20 protein-coding genes are annotated in these 20,271 nt (G+C 72.6%); 14 read left to right on the top strand and 6 right to left on the bottom strand.

From position 1 onward, the window contains the following. Positions 1-34 precede the first annotated feature (34 nt). Positions 35-952, top strand: coding sequence for a zinc metalloprotease HtpX (htpX, locus tag ICC28_RS00455; protein WP_188286312.1), 918 nt, complete (start codon positions 35-37; stop codon positions 950-952). Positions 953-954: 2 nt separating this feature from the next. Continuing rightward, on the top strand, positions 955-1,542 hold the full coding sequence (pspAB, locus tag ICC28_RS00460) for a PspA-associated protein PspAB (protein WP_188286313.1): 588 nt from the start codon (positions 955-957) through the stop codon (positions 1,540-1,542). A 64-nt stretch (positions 1,543-1,606) separates the two neighbouring features. Here the strand turns inward: pspAB and ICC28_RS00465 are convergent, their stop codons facing one another. Then, the gene (locus tag ICC28_RS00465) at positions 1,607-1,891 is read right to left on the bottom strand and encodes a hypothetical protein (RefSeq protein WP_188286314.1); all 285 of its coding nucleotides are present in this window, start codon (positions 1,889-1,891) and stop codon (positions 1,607-1,609) included. A 269-nt stretch (positions 1,892-2,160) separates the two neighbouring features. Between ICC28_RS00465 and ICC28_RS40225 the strand changes: the two genes are divergently transcribed. After that, the gene (locus tag ICC28_RS40225) at positions 2,161-2,682 is read left to right on the top strand and encodes a DUF1269 domain-containing protein (RefSeq protein ID WP_188286315.1); all 522 of its coding nucleotides are present in this window, start codon (positions 2,161-2,163) and stop codon (positions 2,680-2,682) included. A 10-nt stretch (positions 2,683-2,692) separates the two neighbouring features. Here ICC28_RS40225 and ICC28_RS00475 read toward each other — a convergent pair whose 3' ends face one another. From ICC28_RS00475 to ICC28_RS00490, 4 genes are all read right to left on the bottom strand, one after another. Next, a complete protein-coding gene (locus tag ICC28_RS00475; RefSeq protein WP_188286316.1) occupies positions 2,693-3,421 on the bottom strand; it encodes a GAF and ANTAR domain-containing protein in 729 nt (242 codons plus the stop codon). A gap of 22 nt (positions 3,422-3,443) precedes the next feature. After that, complete coding sequence (locus ICC28_RS00480) at positions 3,444-4,331, bottom strand: GAF and ANTAR domain-containing protein (protein ID WP_188286317.1); 888 nt, start codon at positions 4,329-4,331, stop codon at positions 3,444-3,446. 128 nt (positions 4,332-4,459) lie between these two features. Then, positions 4,460-5,800, bottom strand: coding sequence for a DUF2252 domain-containing protein (locus ICC28_RS00485; protein ID WP_188286318.1), 1,341 nt, complete (start codon positions 5,798-5,800; stop codon positions 4,460-4,462). 224 nt (positions 5,801-6,024) lie between these two features. Further along, positions 6,025-6,339 (bottom strand): hypothetical protein, encoded by a 315-nt coding sequence (locus ICC28_RS00490; RefSeq protein ID WP_188286319.1) that lies wholly within the window; start codon positions 6,337-6,339, stop codon positions 6,025-6,027. 225 nt (positions 6,340-6,564) lie between these two features. Between ICC28_RS00490 and ICC28_RS00495 the strand changes: the two genes are divergently transcribed. The 8 genes from ICC28_RS00495 (at position 6,565) to ICC28_RS00530 (ending at position 15,705) form a co-directional block, all read left to right on the top strand. Then, on the top strand, positions 6,565-6,930 hold the full coding sequence (locus ICC28_RS00495; RefSeq protein WP_188286320.1) for an arsenate reductase family protein: 366 nt from the start codon (positions 6,565-6,567) through the stop codon (positions 6,928-6,930). A gap of 97 nt (positions 6,931-7,027) precedes the next feature. Beyond that, a complete protein-coding gene (locus ICC28_RS00500) occupies positions 7,028-7,684 on the top strand; it encodes a hypothetical protein (RefSeq protein WP_188286321.1) in 657 nt (218 codons plus the stop codon). Positions 7,685-8,113: 429 nt separating this feature from the next. Then, positions 8,114-9,142: a glutamine synthetase gene (gene glnII / locus ICC28_RS00505; protein WP_188286322.1), complete on the top strand. Its 1,029-nt coding sequence runs from the start codon at positions 8,114-8,116 to the stop codon at positions 9,140-9,142. A gap of 67 nt (positions 9,143-9,209) precedes the next feature. After that, positions 9,210-11,003, top strand: coding sequence for a HEAT repeat domain-containing protein (locus ICC28_RS00510; protein ID WP_188286323.1), 1,794 nt, complete (start codon positions 9,210-9,212; stop codon positions 11,001-11,003). Positions 11,004-11,062: 59 nt separating this feature from the next. Further along, positions 11,063-12,085 carry an SDR family oxidoreductase gene (locus tag ICC28_RS00515; protein WP_188286324.1) on the top strand — a complete coding sequence of 341 codons (1,023 nt, stop codon included), beginning with the start codon at positions 11,063-11,065 and terminating at the stop codon, positions 12,083-12,085. 52 nt (positions 12,086-12,137) lie between these two features. Further along, positions 12,138-13,394 (top strand): sensor histidine kinase, encoded by a 1,257-nt coding sequence (locus ICC28_RS00520; RefSeq protein ID WP_223188170.1) that lies wholly within the window; start codon positions 12,138-12,140, stop codon positions 13,392-13,394. Further along, complete coding sequence (locus tag ICC28_RS00525) at positions 13,379-14,035, top strand: response regulator (protein ID WP_188286325.1); 657 nt, start codon at positions 13,379-13,381, stop codon at positions 14,033-14,035. Before ICC28_RS00520 ends, ICC28_RS00525 begins: the two co-directional genes overlap by 16 nt. A gap of 137 nt (positions 14,036-14,172) precedes the next feature. Further along, positions 14,173-15,705, top strand: a complete 1,533-nt coding sequence (locus ICC28_RS00530) for a DUF1996 domain-containing protein (RefSeq protein WP_188286326.1) — start codon at positions 14,173-14,175, stop codon at positions 15,703-15,705. A 59-nt stretch (positions 15,706-15,764) separates the two neighbouring features. On the opposite strand, the gene ICC28_RS00535 is transcribed toward ICC28_RS00530, so the two are convergent. Next, positions 15,765-16,181: a hypothetical protein gene (locus ICC28_RS00535; protein WP_188286327.1), complete on the bottom strand. Its 417-nt coding sequence runs from the start codon at positions 16,179-16,181 to the stop codon at positions 15,765-15,767. A 124-nt stretch (positions 16,182-16,305) separates the two neighbouring features. Between ICC28_RS00535 and ICC28_RS00540 the strand changes: the two genes are divergently transcribed. From ICC28_RS00540 to ICC28_RS00550, 3 genes are all read left to right on the top strand, one after another. Then, positions 16,306-18,228 (top strand): hypothetical protein, encoded by a 1,923-nt coding sequence (locus ICC28_RS00540; RefSeq protein ID WP_188286328.1) that lies wholly within the window; start codon positions 16,306-16,308, stop codon positions 18,226-18,228. Between the two features lie 65 nt (positions 18,229-18,293). Continuing rightward, on the top strand, positions 18,294-19,208 hold the full coding sequence (locus tag ICC28_RS00545) for a metal-dependent hydrolase (protein ID WP_188286329.1): 915 nt from the start codon (positions 18,294-18,296) through the stop codon (positions 19,206-19,208). Beyond that, a complete protein-coding gene (locus ICC28_RS00550; RefSeq protein ID WP_188286330.1) occupies positions 19,208-20,251 on the top strand; it encodes a PDR/VanB family oxidoreductase in 1,044 nt (347 codons plus the stop codon). Before ICC28_RS00545 ends, ICC28_RS00550 begins: the two co-directional genes overlap by 1 nt. Positions 20,252-20,271 lie beyond the last annotated feature (20 nt).

A 20,271-nucleotide genomic window follows, 5' to 3' on the forward strand; every position in this document is an offset into this window, starting at 1 on the left:
AGTAGGGCTCGTGCCTGACTGCGGGGTGATGCAGATGCACAGTCGCTTCCGGAACGACCGGGGACTGACCGCCCGGATGGGTCTCACACTCTTCCTGCTCGGGCTGTTGTACGTGGTCTTCGTGGCCGCACTGGTCGTGCTGCTGAAGTCCTGGGTACTGGTCGTGGTGGTCGCGGCCGGGTTCCTCGGGGCGCAGTACTGGTTCTCCGACCGGGTCGCGCTGTTCGCGATGCGGGGGCGGGTCGTGGAGCGGGAGGAGTATCCCGAGCTGCACGGGGTGATCGACCGGCTGAGCGCCATGGCCGACATGCCGAAGCCCGCGGTCGCCGTGTCGGACATGGACATGCCGAACGCGTTCGCCACCGGCCGGAATCCCGACCACGCCGTGGTGTGCGTGACGACGGGGCTGCTGCGGCGGCTGGAGCCGGCCGAGCTGGAGGGCGTGCTGGCGCACGAGATGTCCCACGTGGCGCACAAGGACGTCGCCGTGATCACGATCGCGTCGTTCCTCGGCGTGATCGCCGGGCTGATCGTGCGGTTCGCCTTCTACTCGCAGCTGTTCGGCGGCGGACGCAGGGACCAGAACACCGCGGTGGTCTTCATGGCGGTGATGGGGATCTCGGCGGCCGTGTACGCGCTCAGCTTCCTGCTGATCCGGGCGCTGTCCCGGTACCGGGAGCTGGCGGCGGACCGGGCCGCGGCCCTGCTCACCGGCCGGCCCTCGGCACTGGCCTCCGCGCTGACCAAGGTCTCCGGCGACATCGCCCGGATCCCGACCAAGGACCTGCGGACGGCCCAGGCCTTCAACGCGTTCTACTTCACCCCGGCGCTGGGGCGGGAGCCCTCGGTCGCACGGCTCCTGTCGACCCACCCGAGCCTGGAGCAGCGGCTCGACCAGCTGGGGCGGATCTCCGCCGAGCTGGGCGAGGCCACGGCTCCCGGAGGAGCGTGAGCATGGGCCTGCTGGACATCCTGCTCGGCCGTACGAAGCCGGTCGCGCCCGATCTCGACCGGCTCTTCGCGCTGCCCTCGGCCGCGGTGACGCTGGAGGCGGCGGCCGGTTTCCGGCCGACCGGGAGCGGAGCGGTGTGCTTCGCCACCGTCGAGGGGGCCATGTTCGAGCAGACGCACCGGGAGGTCCAGGCGCTGCTCGACGCGGACGCCGAACGCCCGGGCCCCCCGGTCAGCCTGCACCGGGACGAGTACGGCTACTCCTGGCTGGTCTCCGAGCGCACCCCCGACCAGCTCCCGGAGCTGGTCAACGACGTACACGCGGTCAACAGCGCGCTGGAGGCCAACGGCTTCGGCCCCCAACTGCTGTGCTCGCTCGCCGCCTTCCGCCACCCGACCGACGACCGCGCACTGGCGCTGGTGTACCTCTACAAGCGCGGTTCGTTCTACCCGTTCGCGCCGCTGCCCGGCGAGGGGCAGCGACGCGACAACGCGCTGGAACTGCGGGTGAAGGCGGCGCTGGCGAACGATCTGCGGATCGAGCCGGACCTCGGTCGCTGGTTCCCGGTGTGGGGTGCCCCCGGGCTGTGACCCGGGGGCCGGGCCGCGGCGGGTCGTGGGGGCGTGGCGGGGCGTCGGGGGTGCGGCGGGGCGGTCACTTCTTCTTCTGGCGCTCCTGGCGGCGGGTTTCGAAGGGGTGCTCGCGGCGGTAGCGGCGCTCCCACTTGGCCTGTGTCTCACGGCGTTTGCGGTAGGCCTGGTACGAGGACGGCATGAACGAACCCGACGAGGATCCCCCGGCGGAGCCCGACGAGGGCCGGGCGCCCCGCCCGTACTGGAGGTACAGGAAGAGCAGGGCGACGGCGGCGAGCCAGTAGACGCTGTTTCCGAACCCCAGGACGACCAGCACGGCCGCCCCGGAGAGAACGATGGTGCCCATGACGGGCCTCCGTGGGCGTGGGTCGGTGACTGTGCGCTGTCGGCTGTGCGTGGCGGCGGAGCGCTGGGGGAAGGCGTCCGCCGTCGGTGCGTAGAGAGTAGCCCCGAGTCCCGGGGGTGATGCCTGTCCTGCGGCAAGCGGGGTGGGCAGCTCCGCACCGCGTGTCCAGCGTAGGGCGGCGCTCACTCGGCGTGCATCCGCATTTCTCCCGGCCTAGAGTCGGAGCGCATGACCAAAAGCCGTGTTCAGGGAGATAAGGGGTGTTCCGGGTGAGTGATCTCTTCGTCATCGCCTACGACGACGTCGCCACGGCCGGCCAGGTGCGCGACAGGCTCTTCGAGCTGTCCAAGGAGCACCTGGTGGAGCTGGAGGACGCCGTGGTCGTCGAGCGCCATCAGGACGGCCGGATCAAGCTGCACCAGGCCGTCAACCACACGGCCGTGGGGGCGGCCGGCGGCGCACTGTGGGGCGGCGTCATCGGGCTCCTCTTCCTGGCACCGCTGCTCGGCGCCGCGGTGGGCGCGGCGGCCGGCGCGGCAGGGGGCGCGTTCACCGACACCGGCATCGACGACAACTTCATGAAGGATCTCAGCCAGAATCTGCGCCCGGGAGCCGCCGCGTTGTTCGTGCTGGTCAAGAAGGCGGCCGACGACAAGGTGATCCCGCAACTCACCCCCTACGGCGGCCAGCTGGTGCAGACCTCGCTGAGCACGACGGACGAGGAGCATCTGCGGGAGGCCATCGCGGCGGCGCGAGAGGGAGAGGCCGGGACACAGACGCCCCCGGCCTGACGCGGCGGGGTCAGTGCCGTCCGAGGTCCAGGCGCCGCTCCACCACGTCAAGTGCCACGTCCGGCAGCCGGAGGCGGTGCGAACGGGCGTACCCGCGCAGGACCTCGAAGGCCTGGTCCGGTGAGACCGAGAGCCGTGCGGCAAGCGTGCCCTTGGCCTGTTCGATGACGATACGGCTGGTCAGGGCCTGGTCCAGTTGTGCGGCCAGGGTGCGGCTCTCCCGTAGCCGACGGTCCTGTTCCAGGGCCCAGCCGGTCGCGTCGGCGAGACTCTGGCCCAGTTCCAGGAGGTCGGCGGGCAAAGGTGTGTCACCCCGGCCGAACAGCACGAGGGCGCCCGGCGTGGCGTCGCCCACGCGCAGCGGGAGGCCCGCGACACGGCGGTAGCCCAGCCCCAGGGCCCGGCGCGTATAGCGGGGCCACTTCGCGCGGGCCGGCTCGCCGTCGAGCGCGGTGTCGGGTACGAGGCGTCCGGTGCGCAGGACTTCCGGTCCCGGGCCCTCGTCCCAGGCCACCGCGGCGTTCCCGAGCCCTTTCAACTCCTCGTCGGTGCTTGCCACTCGGGTCGGGACGTGCCCGTCGTGCCGGTAGAGGACGTTCGCCCCGCAGTCGCCGAACAGTTCTGTGCCGTGCGCGGCGAGGAGCACGAGCAGTCCTGTCATGGGCGAGGCGTCGGTGACCGGACTTCTGGCCAGATCCACGAAGGCGCGCGCCAGCTGCTGCCGAGGAGGCAGGGTCATGGATGTCCCCCCATGTATCCGGTCACGTCTCCGTCCGTCTCTTCGGCCAGTCGAGGGTCGGCCGGCCCGTCAGGATGCGTTCGGCCACCGACAGCGCGGACACCCCCTCCGCGAAGGATCGCGCCTTGATCAGTTCCAGTGCGTCGACCACCGAGCAGTCGAGCCGTACGGAGAGCATGCCGGCGGCCTGGTGCACCACGGCGAGCACGTCCATGCCGCCGTACAGGTCGGGCTCCCCGGTCGCACGGAGGACCATGGAGTGCGCGAGGGCCGCGGCCACCTCGGCGAACGCCGTCGAGCCGGTCACTCCGGGCCCCGGGTCGAAGACGGTCAGCGCACCGAAGCAGACCCCCGCCACGCTGAGCGGAACGGCGGCCACCTCGGCGATGCCGAGTTCCGCCACCGCGCGGCCGTAGCCGGGCCAGCGGGCTGCCAGCGCGGCGCCGCTCACCGACACCGGACGCAGCTCGCGCGTGGCGTCCCGGGCCGGTCCCTCGCCGAGCAGGAACTCCAACTCCTGGGCGGCGCGGGCGGTTTCGTCGGAGGCGGCCACCGCCAGCTGGTCAAGGGCCGTCCCGACGAGCATCAGGGCGGCGCTGCCGGTGCCGCAGGCCGCGGCGACGCCGGTCATGAACAGCGGCTGTGGGTCGCCCGGCCGGTCCCCCGCCCGGGACAGTCGCTCCGCGTAGGCCTCCTGGAGCCGGGCTGCCGTCAGATGGCGGGACGCGGTGGACCGGTGGAGGGCGGTGATGCGCAGATGCATGTCGCGGACGGCCTCGCTCGCGGCCGCCGCGGCGAGCTCCTCGCGCCGCTCGGCGTCACCGGACTCCTGCGCGGCACGGGCGCGTGCGGCCGCGGCCCTGCGCCTCGCGGACGCCAGGCGGTCCGGGACCGGCCCTCCGGTGGCCATACCGGAATCGTACGCCCGGGCCCTCACTGGGAGCTGCTTGTCCGGCCACCTCGCGCAGCAGCTCGGTGGACAGCCCCAAGTCGAGGTCGTGGAAGGCGTGGTGAGCGAGGGGCGTGGGTGGCCGGGTGTCATGCCTCCGGGGCCGCTCGTAGCACGCCCGCGGCGATCGCGGCGTTCAGGGAGGCGTGGTCGGCGGCGGTCTGATCGGCGTAGCCGGAGGCGAAGTCGGTGAGGGCGCGGTCGAAGGTGTCGGCGCTGCCGAGGTAGGCGGCGATGGCGACGCGGTCGCCGGAGCGGGCGTGTGCGCGGGCGAGGGCGGTGCCGCAGAGGCGGGCGTAGGCGAGCAGGTCGGCGGGGTTCATGCCGGCGACGTCCGCGGAACCCTTCATGTCGCGCAGTTGCCGCCAGTAGAAGGCGCGGCCCTGCGGTCCGGTCATCCAGCCCAGGAAGATGTCGCCGGCCGCCTGCAGGAGGCGTTGCCCGGCGACGACCCGGTGGCCGGGATGGACGTACGGCCCGTTCGGCAGGTGTTCCTCCAGTACGGACCTGCGGGCCTCCTTGATCTGGAGGAAGAGGAGGTCGTCGGCGTCGCGTCCGGCGAGGAGCACGATGAAGCAGCGGGTGCCGACGCTGCCGACGCCGACGACCTTGCGGGCGGCGTCGACGAAGCGGTAGCGGTCCAGGAGCAGGCGGCGCTCCTCGGAGAGCGTGGAGCGGTAGTCGCTGAAGATCTTGCGCAGGGAGGCGGTGTCGGAGGCGCCGGCGGGTTCCAGGAGCGGCGGGTCGTGGATGATGCGGCGGCGGCCGTCGACGGTCTCCGTGAGCTTGCCGACGGCCTGGAGGCTGGTGCGGCGGCGGGCGCGGGTGAGGCTGGCCTCGACGCGTCGGCGGTGCCGGGCGGAGCGGACGAGGGGCAGCAGGCGGTCGGCGTCGATGCGCTCGTACCAGACCTCCAGCTCGCTCAGGCCGGCCAGCCGCCGCATGTTCTCGCGGTACGCGGCCACCGCCCCGGTCACCGCGCGGCGCGTCCTCGTCTCGCCGTGCCCGTTCTCCCGGCCGGCCACGGCGATGGAGGCGGCGAGCCGTTTGACGTCCCATTCGAAGGGGCCGGGGAAGGTCTCGTCGAAGTCGTTCAGGTCGAACAGCAGGGCGCGTTCGGGCGAGGCGTACAGGCCGAAGTTGAGCAGATGGGCGTCGCCGCACAGCTGCACGGTGAGGCCGGTGTGCGGCTGCGCCGCGAGGTCGGCGGCCATGACGGCGGCGGCGCCGCGCAGGAAGGCGAACGGTGACGCGGCCATCCGGCCGTAGCGGATCGGCAGCAGCTCCGGGAGCCGGTCGCGGCCCTGCCGTTCCAGTACGGCGACGGGGTCGGGCCGGTCGACGGAGGGCAGCCGGCCGACGTGCGCGGAGCGGGGGACGCGTTTGCGGGCGGCCTTGCCGCGGCGGGCACGGTCCTCGGGGGTGGTCATGCGCGGGGCCGGGCCGATGCCCGGGGTATGCCGTGCCGCTTCATCCAGGCCTCCCTCGCCTCCGCAGGCTGCTGTTCGCAGTGAAAGGCCGGGGCGGGGGTGGGCGCATGCCCGGGGTGGCGAACGGGTGAGGCGGCACGCATCTCCGCAGGCTGAGCGCCCCTTTCGGGGCGCGGGGAACTGCGCGATCGGCCCCCGCGCGCCCGCAGGCAAAAGGGTGGGGCTTACCTGGAGTAGCGCATCAGGGCGCGGACCATGTGGCACGTCGTGTCGGACGGCGGGTGCACGCCGATGAGTTCGGCGGTGGTTCGTATCGTCTCGTTGCGGGCCTGGTTCGGGACGTAGACGCCGGAGTCGAGCAGGGCGATGGCCAGGCGCAGGGCCTTGAGGCGGCGGTTGTGGGTGATGTACCAGTCGCGCGGGCGGCCCGGCGGCAGCGGGCGCTTCTCCACGGGCGCGTAGGGCAGGTCGAGCAGGACGGGTCGCTTCGCGGTGGACTGGGTCGGCAACGGCTTCGGCTTCAGTGCGGCAGCGGGCACGGGCATCCTCCTGTCGCGGTCAGGGCACCGTCGTCCGGACACTCCGGCGACACCCTCGAACACTGCTTCCAGTTTACTGCCCGCCACTGACAATCAGCAGTCCTCGAAGAGGCGTTAAAAGAGCTGGTGAGGGCGGGGATTGACGCCCTGTCACGGCTGCCTGCGGGTGGGGTGCGTGAGGCGGCAAGAAATCGAACAGAGTCGGGACGGACTACCGTGAGCCGCATGGAGATCTGGATCAACCCCGCCTGTTCCAAGTGCCGCAGCGCCCTCACCCTGCTCGACGCCGAGGGCGCCGACTACACGGTCCGCCGCTACCTGGAGGACGTGCCGAGCGAGGACGAGATCCGCGCCGTACTCGACCGTCTCGGCCTGGATCCGTGGGACATCACGCGTACCCAGGAGGCCGTGGCCAAGGAGCTCGGGCTGAAGGAGTGGGCGCGGGACGAGGCGTCGCGCGACCGGTGGGTCAGGGCGCTCGCCGAGCACCCCCGGCTGATCCAGCGCCCGATCATCACGGCGGACGACGGCACCGCGGTGGTGGCCCGCTCCGAGGAGGCCGTACGGGACGCCCTGGGCCGCTCGGTGTGACGCAGGTTACTCCGGTGACTCCTGTAAACCGCTGAGTAGCTTCGTTCGGTATCTCGTACATAGCGGCGTACAGCTCCCGACCTCCCAGGAGGCGCGTATGTCACGCAGGAGAACGCTCAGTACGAAGAAGAAGGTCGCGCTGCTGGTCAGCGCCGCGACGGTGGCGGGGGGCGGTGCCTTCGTCATGGCGAGCACCTCCAACGCCGCGCCGACCCCGAAGTCGGCCGCGGAGTCGAGCGTCTGTCAGGGCCTGGCCACCGCGCTCGGCAACAACGAGCGGTTCATCGAGGGTCAACGGGCCGATCCGGACGCGCAGTCCGAGGCCAGGATCGCCAACCGCGAGGCGGTCATCGCGCAGATCAAGGTGCAGCAGGAGGCGTCCGGGTGCGTCGTCGGGGAGTCGGCTCAGGGCTCCCAGGCGCAGCAGCCGTCGCAACCCGCGGAAGCCGCACAGCCCGCGGAGGAGGCCGCGCAGCCCCCGGCGGCCGAGCAGCCCGCCGGCTCCGGCGAGCAGGTGTGCAACGGCTCGACCGTCACCCTCTCCGGTGAGGGCGGGGCCCCGGCCGCGTCCAGCAACCAGTTCCCGGCGGGCACGAAGCTGAAGGTCACCAACCTGGACAACAACAAGTCCACGACGGTGGAGGTCACCTCGGTCTCCGGCAGCTGCGTCCTGCTGAACGACGCGGCCTTCGAGCAGGTCCGCGAGCCCGGCAAGTTCCTGATCCGCCGGGCCGTGATCGAGAAGGTGGGGTGAGGCCGGCCGGGTAGGAAGCCGCTGAGCGGTGTGCCGGTTCGGGGGCCTGCTGTTCCCGGTCAGGAGCATGTTCCCGGCCGGGAGCAGCGGGACCGGCGCATCCGGGGCGCGCGGCGCCGCGGCCGGCGGGCGGGGCGGTCACCGGCTTGAGACGGAGGGGAAGCCGGCGACCGCTTCCAGGAGGCGGGGCAGGCGGGCCCCGCCCCCATCGCATACGAGCCCGGCGCGGCGCGCCCCGCACGCACCCCCGGACCCTCACAGCGTGAGCCGGGCCACAGCACCACCAGGTAACACGGGGTTCACATTCGAGCAATGACCGGGAAACCGCCTGTTGACAGGCTCGCGGGCGACAACGGCGGCGCCCCAGTGCCGCAGCGCCGCAGCACCCGCAAGTGCGCCTAGAGACCCACCCCGAAGGATGTGGCCCGCGTGAGCTTCAAGGCTGAGTACATCTGGATCGACGGCACCGAGCCGACGGCCAAGCTGCGTTCGAAGACGAAGATCCTCGCGGACGACGCCAAGGGCAAGGACCTGCCGATCTGGGGCTTCGACGGGTCCTCCACCAACCAGGCCGAGGGCCACGCCTCGGACTGCGTGCTCAAGCCGGTCTTCTCCTGCCCGGACCCGATCCGCGGCGGCGACGACGTCCTGGTCCTGTGCGAGGTCCTGAACATCGACCTGACCCCGCACGCCACGAACACCCGCGCCGCGCTGGTCGAGGTCGCCGAGAAGTTCGCCGCGCAGGAGCCGATCTTCGGCATCGAGCAGGAGTACACCTTCTTCAAGGACGGCTACCCGCTCGGCTTCCCCAAGGGCGGCTTCCCGGCCCCGCAGGGCGGCTACTACTGCGGTGTCGGCGCCGACGAGATCTTCGGCCGTGACGTGGTCGAGGCGCACCTGGACAACTGCCTCAAGGCGGGCCTCGGCCTGTCCGGCATCAACGCCGAGGTCATGCCCGGCCAGTGGGAGTTCCAGGTCGGCCCGCTGTCCCCGCTGGAGGTCTCCGACCAGATGTGGGTGGCCCGCTGGCTGCTCTACCGCACGGCCGAGGACTTCGGCATCAGCGCGACCCTCGACCCCAAGCCGGTCAAGGGCGACTGGAACGGTGCCGGCGCGCACACCAACTTCTCCACCAAGGCGATGCGCGAGGGCTACGACGCGATCATCACCGCGTGCGAGTCGCTCGGTGAGGGCTCCAAGCCGCTGGACCACGTCAAGAACTACGGCGCCGGCATCGACGACCGCCTGACGGGCCTGCACGAGACGGCCCCGTGGAACGAGTACTCCTACGGCGTCTCCAACCGCGGCGCCTCGGTCCGTATCCCGTGGCAGGTCGAGAAGGACGGCAAGGGCTACATCGAGGACCGCCGTCCGAACGCCAACGTCGACCCGTACGTGGTGACCCGCCTGATCGTCGACACCTGCTGCACCGCCCTGGAGAAGGCCGGCCAGGTCTGATCCGCAGCTTCCCGGCAAGGGGCGCCCGCCACATCGGCGGGCGCCCCTTCTGCGTATCGTGCGCCGCATGGAGATCGACGACGCGCCGAACATGGGCTACCTGCTGGGGGCGATGGAGTCCGAGGACGTGGAGGTGCGCGAGGCCGCACTGGGGTGGCTGTCCTCCGCGCCCTGGCGCGACGACGACCTCGCCGTGGCGACCGCGCGTGCGGTGCCGGAACTGGCCCGTCTCGCCCACCGACTGCCCGGTCACCGGGCCGACCTGCTGAGCCTCCTCAGCGGCATCGCAGCCCGCGACGAGTGGCCCGACGGCGCCGACCCGGCACAGCCCGCCGTGACCGCCGAGCTGCCGTCCCTGCTGCCCTTCGCGCACGACGACGACCCCGAGGTACGCGACGCCCTGCTGCCGCTCCTCGTCACCTGCCGGCCCCCACAGGCCCTGCCCCTGCTGCGCACCCGCCTCGCCGAGGAGCCCGACCCCGCCGTGCGCGGCCATGTGGTGACCGCGCTGGCCCTGCTGGAGCCGGGCGAAGGCGGCTGGCGGCACGAACTGCTCGCGGACCCCGAGCCCAAGGTGCGGCTGGCGGCCGCCGAGGACCTGCTGCGCACCACCGCGCCTCCCTTCCCCCCGGGTCTGGTGGACGCCTGCGCCCAGGCGTACGCGGCCCGTCCCCACGACCTCGACGAGGCCCACCTGGCACCGGCCCCCCATCGACGCTTCGCCGACCGCCTTCTGGACGACCCCGAAGCCGCCCTGCGCGCCACCGCCGGGGGCGTCCCGCTCGCCTTCGAGATCGCCGAGCACTGGCGCGACCGCGAGATCGAGGTGCTGCCCTGGGCGCTGCGCGACCTCCAGGACTACTACGAGGACCTGGACCAGCTGGGCCGCCTGTGCTGCGTCCTGCCGGCCGAGCTGCACGCGCGCGTGCGCGAGCGGGTCCGGCCGTACCTGGACCGGGACTTCGTGCTGCGGGCGGCGGCGGTCGCCGCGCTGGCCCGCGCCCACGCGCCGGAAGCGGTCGAGGAGGCCGTACGGCTGGTCGAGGAGGAGCCGTTCCCGCCGGTCCCGCCGGGGCCGCACCGCGTCGTGCGAGCCGTCGAAGCGGTGGCCGAGGTCTTCGGGCCCGGGGCGCTGCCGGTGGCACGGGCGGTGGCCCGGCGGGTCGGACGCGGTCACGCCCACCTGATCCGGGTACTGGAGCACTACCCGGAGGTGGCCCTGGAGGTGGTGGACGAGGTCGCCGCCCTGGTGCCGCGCTACGAGAGCGGCCACGCCTGGGCCGCCATCACCCTGCTCGGCGCGCTGGGCCCGGCCGCGGGCGACGGGGCGGCACGGGCCCTGCGGGACGAGGCGACACAGGGCTGCCACTCCTCGGTCGCGGTGTACGCCGCGGTCGCCCACCACCGGGTCTCCGGTGACCCCGGGCTCGCACTGTCGCTGCTCGAACGGGAAGGTCCGGCATCCTGGCCGGAGTTCGCGGGCGGTCTCGGCCCCGCCGCAGGCCCCCTGCTGCCGTATCTCGAACCACGCCTCGCCCCCGGCGACCCGGTGGGCGCCGGGTCGGCGGCCGCCCGCGCCATCTGGCAGATCACCGGCCGCACCGAGGACACCCTGGAGCCCCTTGCCCGCTGCGCGGCAGCCGACAACCACCACACCCGGCGGATCGCCTCCGTGACGGCGCTCACGGAGATGGGCCTGTTGCCCCGTTTCGCCGTGGCCCCGCTGCGGGCCGCCGCCGAGTCACCGCGGCGGGTCGTCCGCGACCTGGGCGACCGCAGCGGTCTGCATCCCGACTACCGTCTGCGCACCGCCGTACGGACCCTGCTGGCCACGGCCGAGGTGATCGACGCCCGGGACTGAACTCTGCTGACGGCAGAGTCCCGTTCCCCGCGGCCCCCGGTCCGGGCAGAGTCACCCGTATGAGACTTCTGATGCTGGGTGGTACGGAGTTCGCGGGGCGGGCCGTCGTCGAGGCGGCCCTCGGGCGCGGCTGGGACGTCACCGTCTTCCACCGGGGCCGGCACGAGCCGCCCGCCGGGGTGCGGTCCCTGCGCGGCGACCGCACGGCCGAGGACGGGCTCGCCGCGCTGGCCGGGGACGAGGAGTGGGACGTCGTCGTCGACACCTGGTCGGCGGCGCCCCGCGCGGTGCGGGACACGGCACGGCTGCTGCGGGGGCGTGCCGGACGGTATGTGTACGTGTCGAGCTGCTCGGTGTACGACTGGGCCCCGCCCGCCGGATACACCGAGGACGCCCCGGTGGTGGCGGACGCCTCGCCCGACGCCGAGCAGACGGCGTACGCGCAGGACAAGCGGGGCGCCGAGCTGGCCGTACTCGACGCCTTCGGCGCGGACCGCTCGGTGCTGGTGCGCGCGGGGCTGATCCTCGGGCCGTACGAGAACGTCGGCCGGCTGCCCTGGTGGCTGAACCGCATGGCCCGCGGCGGGCCGGTGCTGGCCCCCGGGCCGCGCGAGCTGCCGATCCAGTACGTCGACGTCCGCGATCTCGCCGAGTGGACCCTCGGGGCCGCCGAGCAGGGGCTGAGCGGGCCGTACAACCTCATCTCGCCCTCGGGGCACGCCACGATGGGGACGCTGCTCGGCGCGTGCGTGCGCGCCACGGGCGGTGCGGCCGAACTGCGCTGGACCGATCCCGCGGTGATCCTGGAGGCCGGGATCGAGCCCTGGGTGCAGCTGCCGGTGTGGGTGCCGCCGGGCAGCGACCTGCACGACGCGCTGCACGGCGCGGACGTCTCCCGGGCGGTCGCGACCGGACTGCGCTGCCGGCCGGTCGAGGAGACCGTCGCCGACACCTGGGCCTGGCTGGGGAGCCTCGACGGCGACGCACCGATGCGCTCCGACCGGTCGACGAAGGGACTCGACCCGGAGGTGGAGGCCAAGGTGCTGGCGGCGGCCGGGGGTGTACCTGGCACCACCCCCTGACCCGGGTGCCCGGCCCCGTGACCCGCTCCCCCGGCTCGTCCAGACTTGCCGCATGACGACGACAGAGACGAAGAGCAGCAGGGCACGGGGCATGGTCCTCGCGGGGGCACGCGGGCTGGGGCTCGCGCTGGTGCTGCTGCCGGGGGCGGTGCTCTGCTTCACGCTCAGCCTGGTGTCGATCGCGCTGATCCCGATCGGGATCGGGCTCGTGACGACGCCGTATGTCCTCAGCGGGGTGCGGGCGTTCGCGGACTGGCGGCGGATGCTCGCCGCCGAGTGGGCCGGGGTGCGGATTCCGTCGGCGTACCGGCCGATGCCCGAGGGCGCCAACCCCTGGGCGCGCACCTTCGCGATGCTGCGCGACCCGGCGACCTGGCGGGATCTCAGGTGGCTGCCGGTGGACATGACGGCCGGGTTCGTCACGGCGCTGCTGCCCGCGGTGCTGGTGCTGTATCCGCTGGAGGGGTTCGCGCTGGCGGTGGGGCTGTGGCGGGTGTTCCCCGACGAGTACTGGTACGGGTTCGTGCCGATCAGCGACCAGGCGTCCGCGCTCGGGGCGGGCGTGCTGGCCGCCGTGTTCCTGCTGCTCGCCCACCTCTACAGCACCCGGCTGCTGCACGCCCACTTCGCGCTCACCCGCGCCCTCCTCACCCCCAGCCAGGCCGAACTCGCCGAGCGCGTCCGTGTGTTGACCGAGACCCGGCGCGACGCCGTCGACACCTCCGCCGCGGAACTGCGCCGCATCGAGCGCGACCTGCACGACGGGGCGCAGGCCCGGCTGGTGGCGATGGGCATGGACCTCGGCACCATCGAGATGCTCCTGGACAAGGACCCGGAGCAGGCGAAGCGGCTCCTCGCGCAGGCCCGCAAGTCCTCCGTCGACGCGCTCGCCGAACTGCGCGACCTGGTGCGCGGCATCCACCCGCCGGTGCTGGCCGAACGCGGACTCGGCGACGCCGTCAGGGCGTTGGCACTGCGGCTGCCCGTGGCCACCGAGGTGAGCGTGGAGCTGCCGGGCCGCGCGGAGGCGCCGGTGGAGTCGGCCGCGTACTTCGCCGTCAGCGAGGTCCTCACCAACGCGGTCAAGCACTCGGGCGCCGACCGGATCTGGATCGACCTGCACCACGGCGACGGCATGCTGCGGGCGACGGTCACCGACAACGGCAAGGGCGGCGCGGTGATCGGTGCCGGCTCGGGGCTGGCCGGGGTCGAACGCCGGCTGGGTACATTCGACGGCGTCCTGGCCGTCAGCAGCCCCGCGGGCGGTCCCACCATGGTCACCATGGAGATCCCTTGCGCGTTGTCCTAGCCGAAGACCTGTTCCTGCTGCGCGACGGCCTCGTCCGGCTCCTCGAGGCCTACGACTTCGAGATCGCCGCGGCCGTGGAGAGCGGCCCCGAGCTGGCCGAGGCCCTGTCCGCACAGCGGCCCGACGTGGCGGTGGTGGACGTACGCCTGCCGCCGACGCACACCGACGAAGGGCTCCAGTGCGCGCTGCGGGCCCGCCGGGAGAGACCCGGGCTCCCGGTGCTGGTGCTGTCGCAGCACGTGGAGCAGTTGTACGCGCGCGAGCTGCTCGCCGACGGCGAGGGCGGGGTGGGCTATCTGCTCAAGGACCGGGTGTTCGACGCGGAGCAGTTCGTGGACGCCGTACGGCGGGTGGCGGCCGGCGGCACCGCGATGGACCCGCAGGTGATCCAGCAGTTGCTGAGCCGGCGGGCGGCGGACGACCGGCGGCCGCTGGCCCGGCTGACGCCGCGGGAGCTGGAGGTGCTGGACCTGATGGCGCAGGGCCGGTCCAACGCGGCCATCGCGGGCCAGCTCGTGGTGACGGAACGGGCGATTGCCAAACACACCTCCAACATCTTCGCCAAACTGGATCTGGAGGTCTCGGACGACGACAATCGCCGCGTCCTGGCAGTTCTCGCCTATCTGGACCAGGACCGCTGAAATGACAAGCCCCGAACGGCAGTTGCCGCGAAAATTCTGAGACGGCTGAACACCCGTGGGACTCCGCCCGTATGGAAGGGAGCCGCTTCAATCCTGTCGGGCGCCTCGATGCCCCGCAAGGAAGCCAGAGGAGTTCCATGGGACGCAACACAAGAAAACGCCGTATGCCGCTGGCCACCAAGGCCGTAGCCGCGTCGGCTGCCCTAGCGCTCGGTGGGGGCGGGCTGATCTGGGCAAACTTCTACGCATCCGCGCATGAATCGAGCTCGGACCAGAACCGGACGAAGGCCACGGCGAACCAGATCGCCACGATCCAGTGTCCGGACGTCGGCCAGCAGCTCACCGACGTACCGGACGGCGCCCGTTCGGGTGTCGACCGGGAGCTGGCGAACCTCGACAAGCAGATCACCGAGGCCTACGCCCGGCTCGCGTCCACGCGCCAGGCCCAGTCCGGTGACGCGGGCTTCGTCCAGAACGCGATCCTCGGCCCGCTGAAGGACAAGCGGGTCGCGACGATCGACCGGATCCGCATCAACATCCAGCGGTCCGGGGGCACCTTCGCCGAGTCGCTGAAGCAGAGCGCACCCTGCGCCGGGGTCCCGGCCGAGCAGCCGCAGATCAACGACGGCGAGGCCGACCAGAACGGCGACGGCCAACAGGACGGAGGCCAGCAGGACAACGGCGGGGAGCAGGGCCAGGACCCGGGGCAGGACCAGGGTCAGGGCCAGGACAACGGCAACGGCGCCGCGGGTCCGTTCGCCGACGACTTCGTCAACATCAACGACGTCCAGCCCAACTCCCGCGATCTGCAGAACGGTCTGGCCGCCAACGGGAACTCCGGCTCCCGCGGGTCGTTCGTCACGAAGTGCGGTGTCAACGAGAACAACCTGTTCAACAGCGACAACATCATCGTCGCCCCGGGTGTCGACAACGGTGCGCACCACACGCACGACTACGTCGGCAACCAGAACAACACCGCGTTCGCGAGCGACCAGGACCTGGCCAACGCCGCCACCACCTGCCGTAACCAGGCGGACAAGTCCACCTACTACTGGCCGGTGCTCCGTCTCCAGGACGGTACGCAGGAGTTCGACGCGAACGAGCTCGGCGGTGGCGCCGAGGGCAACGTCGGCAAGATCCTGAAGGCCCGGCAGGCGGAGATCAAGTTCGTCGGCAACAAGGCGGGCCCGGTCGTGGCGATGCCGAAGTTCCTGCGCATCATCACCGGTGACGCCAAGGCCTTCACCAACGGCCTCGCCAACGCCAACACCTCGTTCAGCTGCACCGGCTTCGAGGACCGGCAGGTGACGGACAAGTACGTGATCTGCCCCCAGGGCAGCTCGGTGGTACGCACGTCCAACTTCCAGAGCTGCTGGGACGGACAGAACATCGACAGCGCCAACCACCGTGACCACGTGGCGTACGTCCAGGCCGACGGCTCCTGCCCCAACGGCTTCAAGGCGATCCCGCAGCTCCAGGTCCGCCTGGTCTACGACGTACCCGCCCCGACCATCGAGAACGGTCAGGTGCGCAACCCCTACGCCGTGGACGGCTTCCCGGAGCAGCTGCACAAGCCGATCACCGACCACAACGACTTCATCAACGTCATGAGCAACCGACTGATGAACAAGGTGGTCAACTGCATCAACTCCGGTAACAACTGCCGGTGACCCCGTGCGAAGGCCGGCGGTGAGGAGCCCTCACCGCCGGCCTTCGGCTGTCCGGGGTGTCAGTGACCGGAGTGCGTGGCGTCGTCGCCGGAGTGCGTGGCGTGGTTGAGGCCCACCTCGATGTCGCCGCCGAGGGTGGTGCGCAGGGTGGTGAGCACGTCCTCGTGGCCGACCGCGACCCACTTGCGGCCGACGAGGTAGTAACCGCCGTAGTCCTTGGCCGTGTTGATCCACTCCCGCTGGCCCCGGTCGGTGGAGAAGGTGGCGAGGACGTACTTCCCCTTGCCCTTGCCGCACAGGGCCTGGCGGATGGTGTCGGCGTCCGTCTGCATGTCCGGCCTGCACTTCGCCTCCGCCGCCAGTTGCTCCAGGCTGCCGGTCGCCGTGTCCGGTACGGCGTCCTCGGCGCCGCCGGATCCGCACCCCGCGAGCACCAGTGCCGCGGCCACGGCGAGCATCGGTCGGGTCAGCTTCATCTCTTCCTCCTGCCAGGGGCCTCCCGGTGGATACGGCTCCCGCGCGCGCGGCGCTCAAATGCCGCGCGCGCCCGCGTCACCCGGGCGGGGGTGACCAACCAACGGCCGGCTCGTTTGGCTGGACGTGCAGTCACAGGATGTCGCCCCGCGCCCCCCAGCCGCCTCCGCCGCCGACCCTGTCGTGGACGTCGAGCAGGCCGAGGCCGCACTCGTCGAGCACTATCCCCGGCTGGTCCGGCTCGCCTATCTGGTGCTGCCGCCGGGGCTCGGCCGCAACCGGCGCGTCCTGAGCGCCCACGCCCTCGTCCAGCGCGCCCTGCCACGGGGCCGGACGTCCACGCCGGTGATCCCGGCGCAGGCGGCCGGGCACGAGGGCGACCCGGGGTACGCGCTGGTCCGGCTCCGGGTGGTGCGCTCGGCACTGGAGGCGGCGCTGCCGCTGCGGCGGAGGGCCTGGCCCAAGCGGTCCCAGTTGCCGCCGCTGCTGCCCCAGGTGTGGGGGCTGCGGCTCTTCCCGCGCTCGGGCGGCGCCGACGAACTCGCCCTGGACCAGCGGCTGTCGGCGCTCTCCGGCCCGGCGCGGGCGGCGTACGTGCTGCGCGGCCTGGAGAAGCTGCCCGACGGCGACGTGCGCAAGGTCCTGGCGGCGGCCGAGGTGACCACGGTGGACGCGGCGCTGAAGGAGGCCGACGGGCTCGCCGCGCAGTACGCGCTCCTGGACTCCCCCGAGTTCGACCCCTGTTCGCTCCAGGCCCGGCCCACCGATCTGATGCGGCGCCGTCAGCACACCAGGGCCGCGCTCGTGGCCGGGGCCGCGCTGGTGGTGTGCGGGGCGCTGCTCGGGCTGCCCGGGGAGGGGTGGGCGCCGGACGGGGCGGCGGCACCGCCGTACGCGCAGAACCCGGCGGCGCAGGCGGCGCTCGACCCGAGCAGGCTGACGAAGGTCGCCCCCGCCGCCTGGGAGGCCGCCTCGCGCCGCGACTTCTCCGTCTGGCCCGCGCGCGGCGAACTCACCTCCGACCGGGCCCTGTTGCGGCGCGCGCTCGCGGTGTGGGCGCGCCCCGGCGAGACGGTCCGCGTCTCGGCCACCCCCGGCACCCCGTCCGGCGGCCCCTCCGGCCCACCCCAGCTGCTGTACGCGGGGGTCGTCGACAACGCCCGCCTGGTGATCCTCTACGACGGTCTGCGCATCGCCCGCTACGCCGAGCCGAAGGACGGCACGGCCGGGGCCGCGCTGGACTTCGCGCGGGTCGACGGCGCGACCGGCGCCGAGGCGAGCGCGGTGGTGCTGGGCCGGGCGGACGGCAACGTCCGTTATCTGATGGCTCCGTGGGTGAAGAAGGCGGCCGAGCGCGACCTGATGAAGCCGGCCTCGGGGGCGATGGCCCTGACGCTGACCGACGGGGTGGCCTCGCCGCTGTCCGGTCCGGCCGCCCAGCAGTCGGGCTGCACCTCGTGGAACGTCCTTCAGGTGTCGGACGGCACGGGCACGCGGCTGCTGTCGGACCTCGGCGAGCTGGTCCCGGCCCGGCTGACCCTCGGCCGCCCCGGCTCGGTCCGGGACGCCTCCGGCGCGAAGGAACTGCGCGCCTGGTCGCCGTACGCCTGCTCGCTGGCCGCCATGCGCGGGCAGGGTGTGCGGACGGTGAACGCCTGGCAGTACGCGCGGCAGCCGCTGCCCGGGGCGAGCGGGTCGGCGGACTGGGTGTGCACGCGCGCCGAGACCTGGCGCGGCGGCGGCACCCGGGTGCTGGCGCAGTTCCACACCCCGGGCGGGGTCTACGGGGCGGTCACGGCGCAGGCGGAGAACGTCCCGGCGTGCGGTCCCCGTGATCCGCATGTGCTGGCCGGGGTGTTGTGGAAGTCGGAGGCGGGGTCCTGGTACCTGCTGGCGGCCGGCAGCAAGGACACGGCGTCGATCCGGACGACGGGCGGGGTGAAGGCCTCGGGCGAGGGCCCCCTGCTGACCGCACCGGCCGAGCAGGGCGCGCAGGCCGAGCTGAGCGGGACGCTGGAGAGCGGGCGGGTGATCGACGGACTGCGTTAGAAAGGTCGTCAACAAGTGCGCGCACGGGGGTTCACGCGGGACTTACCCATCAGTACATTGACGCCATGTCTAACAAGCAGGCCCGGGGGGCCCTACCCGTCGAGGACGAGCGGATACCGCTCAAGGCGCGCAAGGTGTCCTTCTCGTGGGAGGACACCCCGTTGCACTGGGTGCCGGGTGATCCCTTCACCACGCACACCATCAACGTGCTGCATCTGCTGCTGCCCGCCGGCGAGCGCTGGTTCGTGCACGTCTACCAGCAGGTCCTGCCGTACATCCGGGACGATCGGCTGCGCGCGGACGTCATCGGGTTCATCGGGCAGGAGGCGATGCACTCCCAGGCCCATGACGAGGTGCTGCCGCACCTGAAGGAACTGGGACTCGATCCGACGCCGTACACCGCACAGGTGGACTGGCTCTTCGAGAAGCTGCTCGGGGACCGGACCCTGCCGCCGGGGCGGGCGCGCCGGTGGTGGCTGATGGAACGGGTGGCGCTGATCGCGGCCATCGAGCACTACACCGCCTTCCTCGGCGACTGGGTACTCAACGCCGAGGAGCTGGACCGGCGCGGCGCCGACCCCACCATGCTGGACCTGCTGCGCTGGCACGGCGCCGAGGAGGTCGAGCACCGGTCCGTCGCCTTCGACCTGTTCCTGCACGTCGACGGCGGCTACCGGCGGCGGGTGCGGACCTGGGCGACCGCGTTCACGGCACTGGTGTTCCTGTGGCAGCGCGGGGTGCGGTTCTTCATGGAGAACGACCCGACCCTCCTCGACGGCAAGGCGAGCTTCCGCGCCTTCTACGAGCGGGGCCGGCGCGGGGTGCTGCCCTCGACCGGGCAGACGCTGCGGTCCGTCCCGACGTACCTGAGCCGTACGTACCACCCCTCCCAGGAGGGCTCCACCGAGCAGGCGGTCGCCTATCTGGCCTCCTCCCCCGCCGCGATCGCCGCCCTCGCCGCGGAGAAGGGAGCCAGGTGATGGCCCGCTTGAGGACGGTCGCGGTCGTCGCGGGGGCCGCGCTGCTCGTGCGGCGGGCCCTGCGGCGGCGGATCCAGGCCGCGCCGCTGTGGCCGCTGCCCGCGCTGGACGAGCCGGTCTCCGGGCGGCCCCGGTCGCGGGCGCTGCGGCTGCTGGTGACCGCGCACGAGGAGGTCGCCGACGGGGTCGTACGGCTGCGGCTCGAAGGACACGACCTGCCGCGGTGGGAGCCCGGCGCGCATCTGGACCTGGCGCTGCCCTCGGGGCTGGTCCGGCAGTACTCGCTGTGCGGGGACCCTGCGGACACCTCGTCGTACACCGTGGCCACGCGGCTGGTCGAGGACGGGCGGGGCGGCTCGCGCGAGGTCCACGAGCAGGTGCGGGAGGGGATGGAACTGGAGGTGCGCGGGCCCCGGAACCGCTTCCCGCTCGTCGAGGCCCCCGCATACGTCTTCGTGGCGGGCGGCATCGGCATCACGCCGGTGCTGCCGATGCTGCGGGCGCTGCCCGAGGGCGCGGACTGGCGGCTGCTGTACGGCGGGCGGACGCGGGCCTCGATGCCGTTCCTGGAGGACGTCGAGAAGCTCGACGCCGGGCGGGGGCGGGTGACCGTGGTCGCCGAGGACGAGGACGGACGGCCCGATCTGGACGCCCTGTTCGCGGACCTGCCCGAGGACACGGCCGTCTACTGCTGCGGGCCGGAGGGGCTCATGGCCGCGGTGGAGGAGCGGGTGCCGCGGGTCCGTCTGGAGCGGTTCGCGCCACGCGCCTCGGCCGAGGGCGGCGCCTTCGAGGTCGAACTGCGGCGCAGCGGGCGGGTGTTGGCGGTACCGGCCGACTCCAGCGTGCTGGCCGCCGTACGCAAGGAGCTGCCCGACACCCTGTACTCCTGTGAGCAGGGGTTCTGCGGGACCTGCCAACAGCGGGTACTGGAGGGCGAGGTGGATCACCGGGACGAGCTGCTGACGGACGCGGAGCGTGACGACTCCATGCTGATCTGTGTTTCGCGGGCGCGAGGTGATCGTCTGGTGTTGGACATGTGAACACCCATGGCCGGTCCGGC

The organism is Streptomyces sp. TRM68416, from assembly GCF_014596915.1.
Classification (GTDB): domain Bacteria; phylum Actinomycetota; class Actinomycetes; order Streptomycetales; family Streptomycetaceae; genus Streptomyces.

Excerpts from the sequence above, each read along its gene's own strand:
- htpX (WP_188286312.1), top strand. The coding sequence starts at position 35 with ATGCACAGTCGCTTCCGGAACGACCGGGGACTGACCGCCCGGATGGGT.
- pspAB (WP_188286313.1), top strand. The coding sequence starts at position 955 with ATGGGCCTGCTGGACATCCTGCTCGGCCGTACGAAGCCGGTCGCGCCC.
- ICC28_RS00465 (WP_188286314.1), bottom strand. The coding sequence starts at position 1,891 with ATGGGCACCATCGTTCTCTCCGGGGCGGCCGTGCTGGTCGTCCTGGGG.
- ICC28_RS00475 (WP_188286316.1), bottom strand. The coding sequence starts at position 3,421 with ATGACCCTGCCTCCTCGGCAGCAGCTGGCGCGCGCCTTCGTGGATCTG.
- ICC28_RS00480 (WP_188286317.1), bottom strand. The coding sequence starts at position 4,331 with ATGGCCACCGGAGGGCCGGTCCCGGACCGCCTGGCGTCCGCGAGGCGC.
- ICC28_RS00485 (WP_188286318.1), bottom strand. The coding sequence starts at position 5,800 with ATGACCACCCCCGAGGACCGTGCCCGCCGCGGCAAGGCCGCCCGCAAA.
- ICC28_RS00495 (WP_188286320.1), top strand. The coding sequence starts at position 6,565 with ATGGAGATCTGGATCAACCCCGCCTGTTCCAAGTGCCGCAGCGCCCTC.
- ICC28_RS00500 (WP_188286321.1), top strand. The coding sequence starts at position 7,028 with ATGTCACGCAGGAGAACGCTCAGTACGAAGAAGAAGGTCGCGCTGCTG.
- ICC28_RS00510 (WP_188286323.1), top strand. The coding sequence starts at position 9,210 with ATGGAGATCGACGACGCGCCGAACATGGGCTACCTGCTGGGGGCGATG.
- ICC28_RS00515 (WP_188286324.1), top strand. The coding sequence starts at position 11,063 with ATGAGACTTCTGATGCTGGGTGGTACGGAGTTCGCGGGGCGGGCCGTC.
- ICC28_RS00520 (WP_223188170.1), top strand. The coding sequence starts at position 12,138 with ATGACGACGACAGAGACGAAGAGCAGCAGGGCACGGGGCATGGTCCTC.
- ICC28_RS00530 (WP_188286326.1), top strand. The coding sequence starts at position 14,173 with ATGGGACGCAACACAAGAAAACGCCGTATGCCGCTGGCCACCAAGGCC.
- ICC28_RS00535 (WP_188286327.1), bottom strand. The coding sequence starts at position 16,181 with ATGAAGCTGACCCGACCGATGCTCGCCGTGGCCGCGGCACTGGTGCTC.
- ICC28_RS00545 (WP_188286329.1), top strand. The coding sequence starts at position 18,294 with ATGTCTAACAAGCAGGCCCGGGGGGCCCTACCCGTCGAGGACGAGCGG.
- ICC28_RS00550 (WP_188286330.1), top strand. The coding sequence starts at position 19,208 with ATGGCCCGCTTGAGGACGGTCGCGGTCGTCGCGGGGGCCGCGCTGCTC.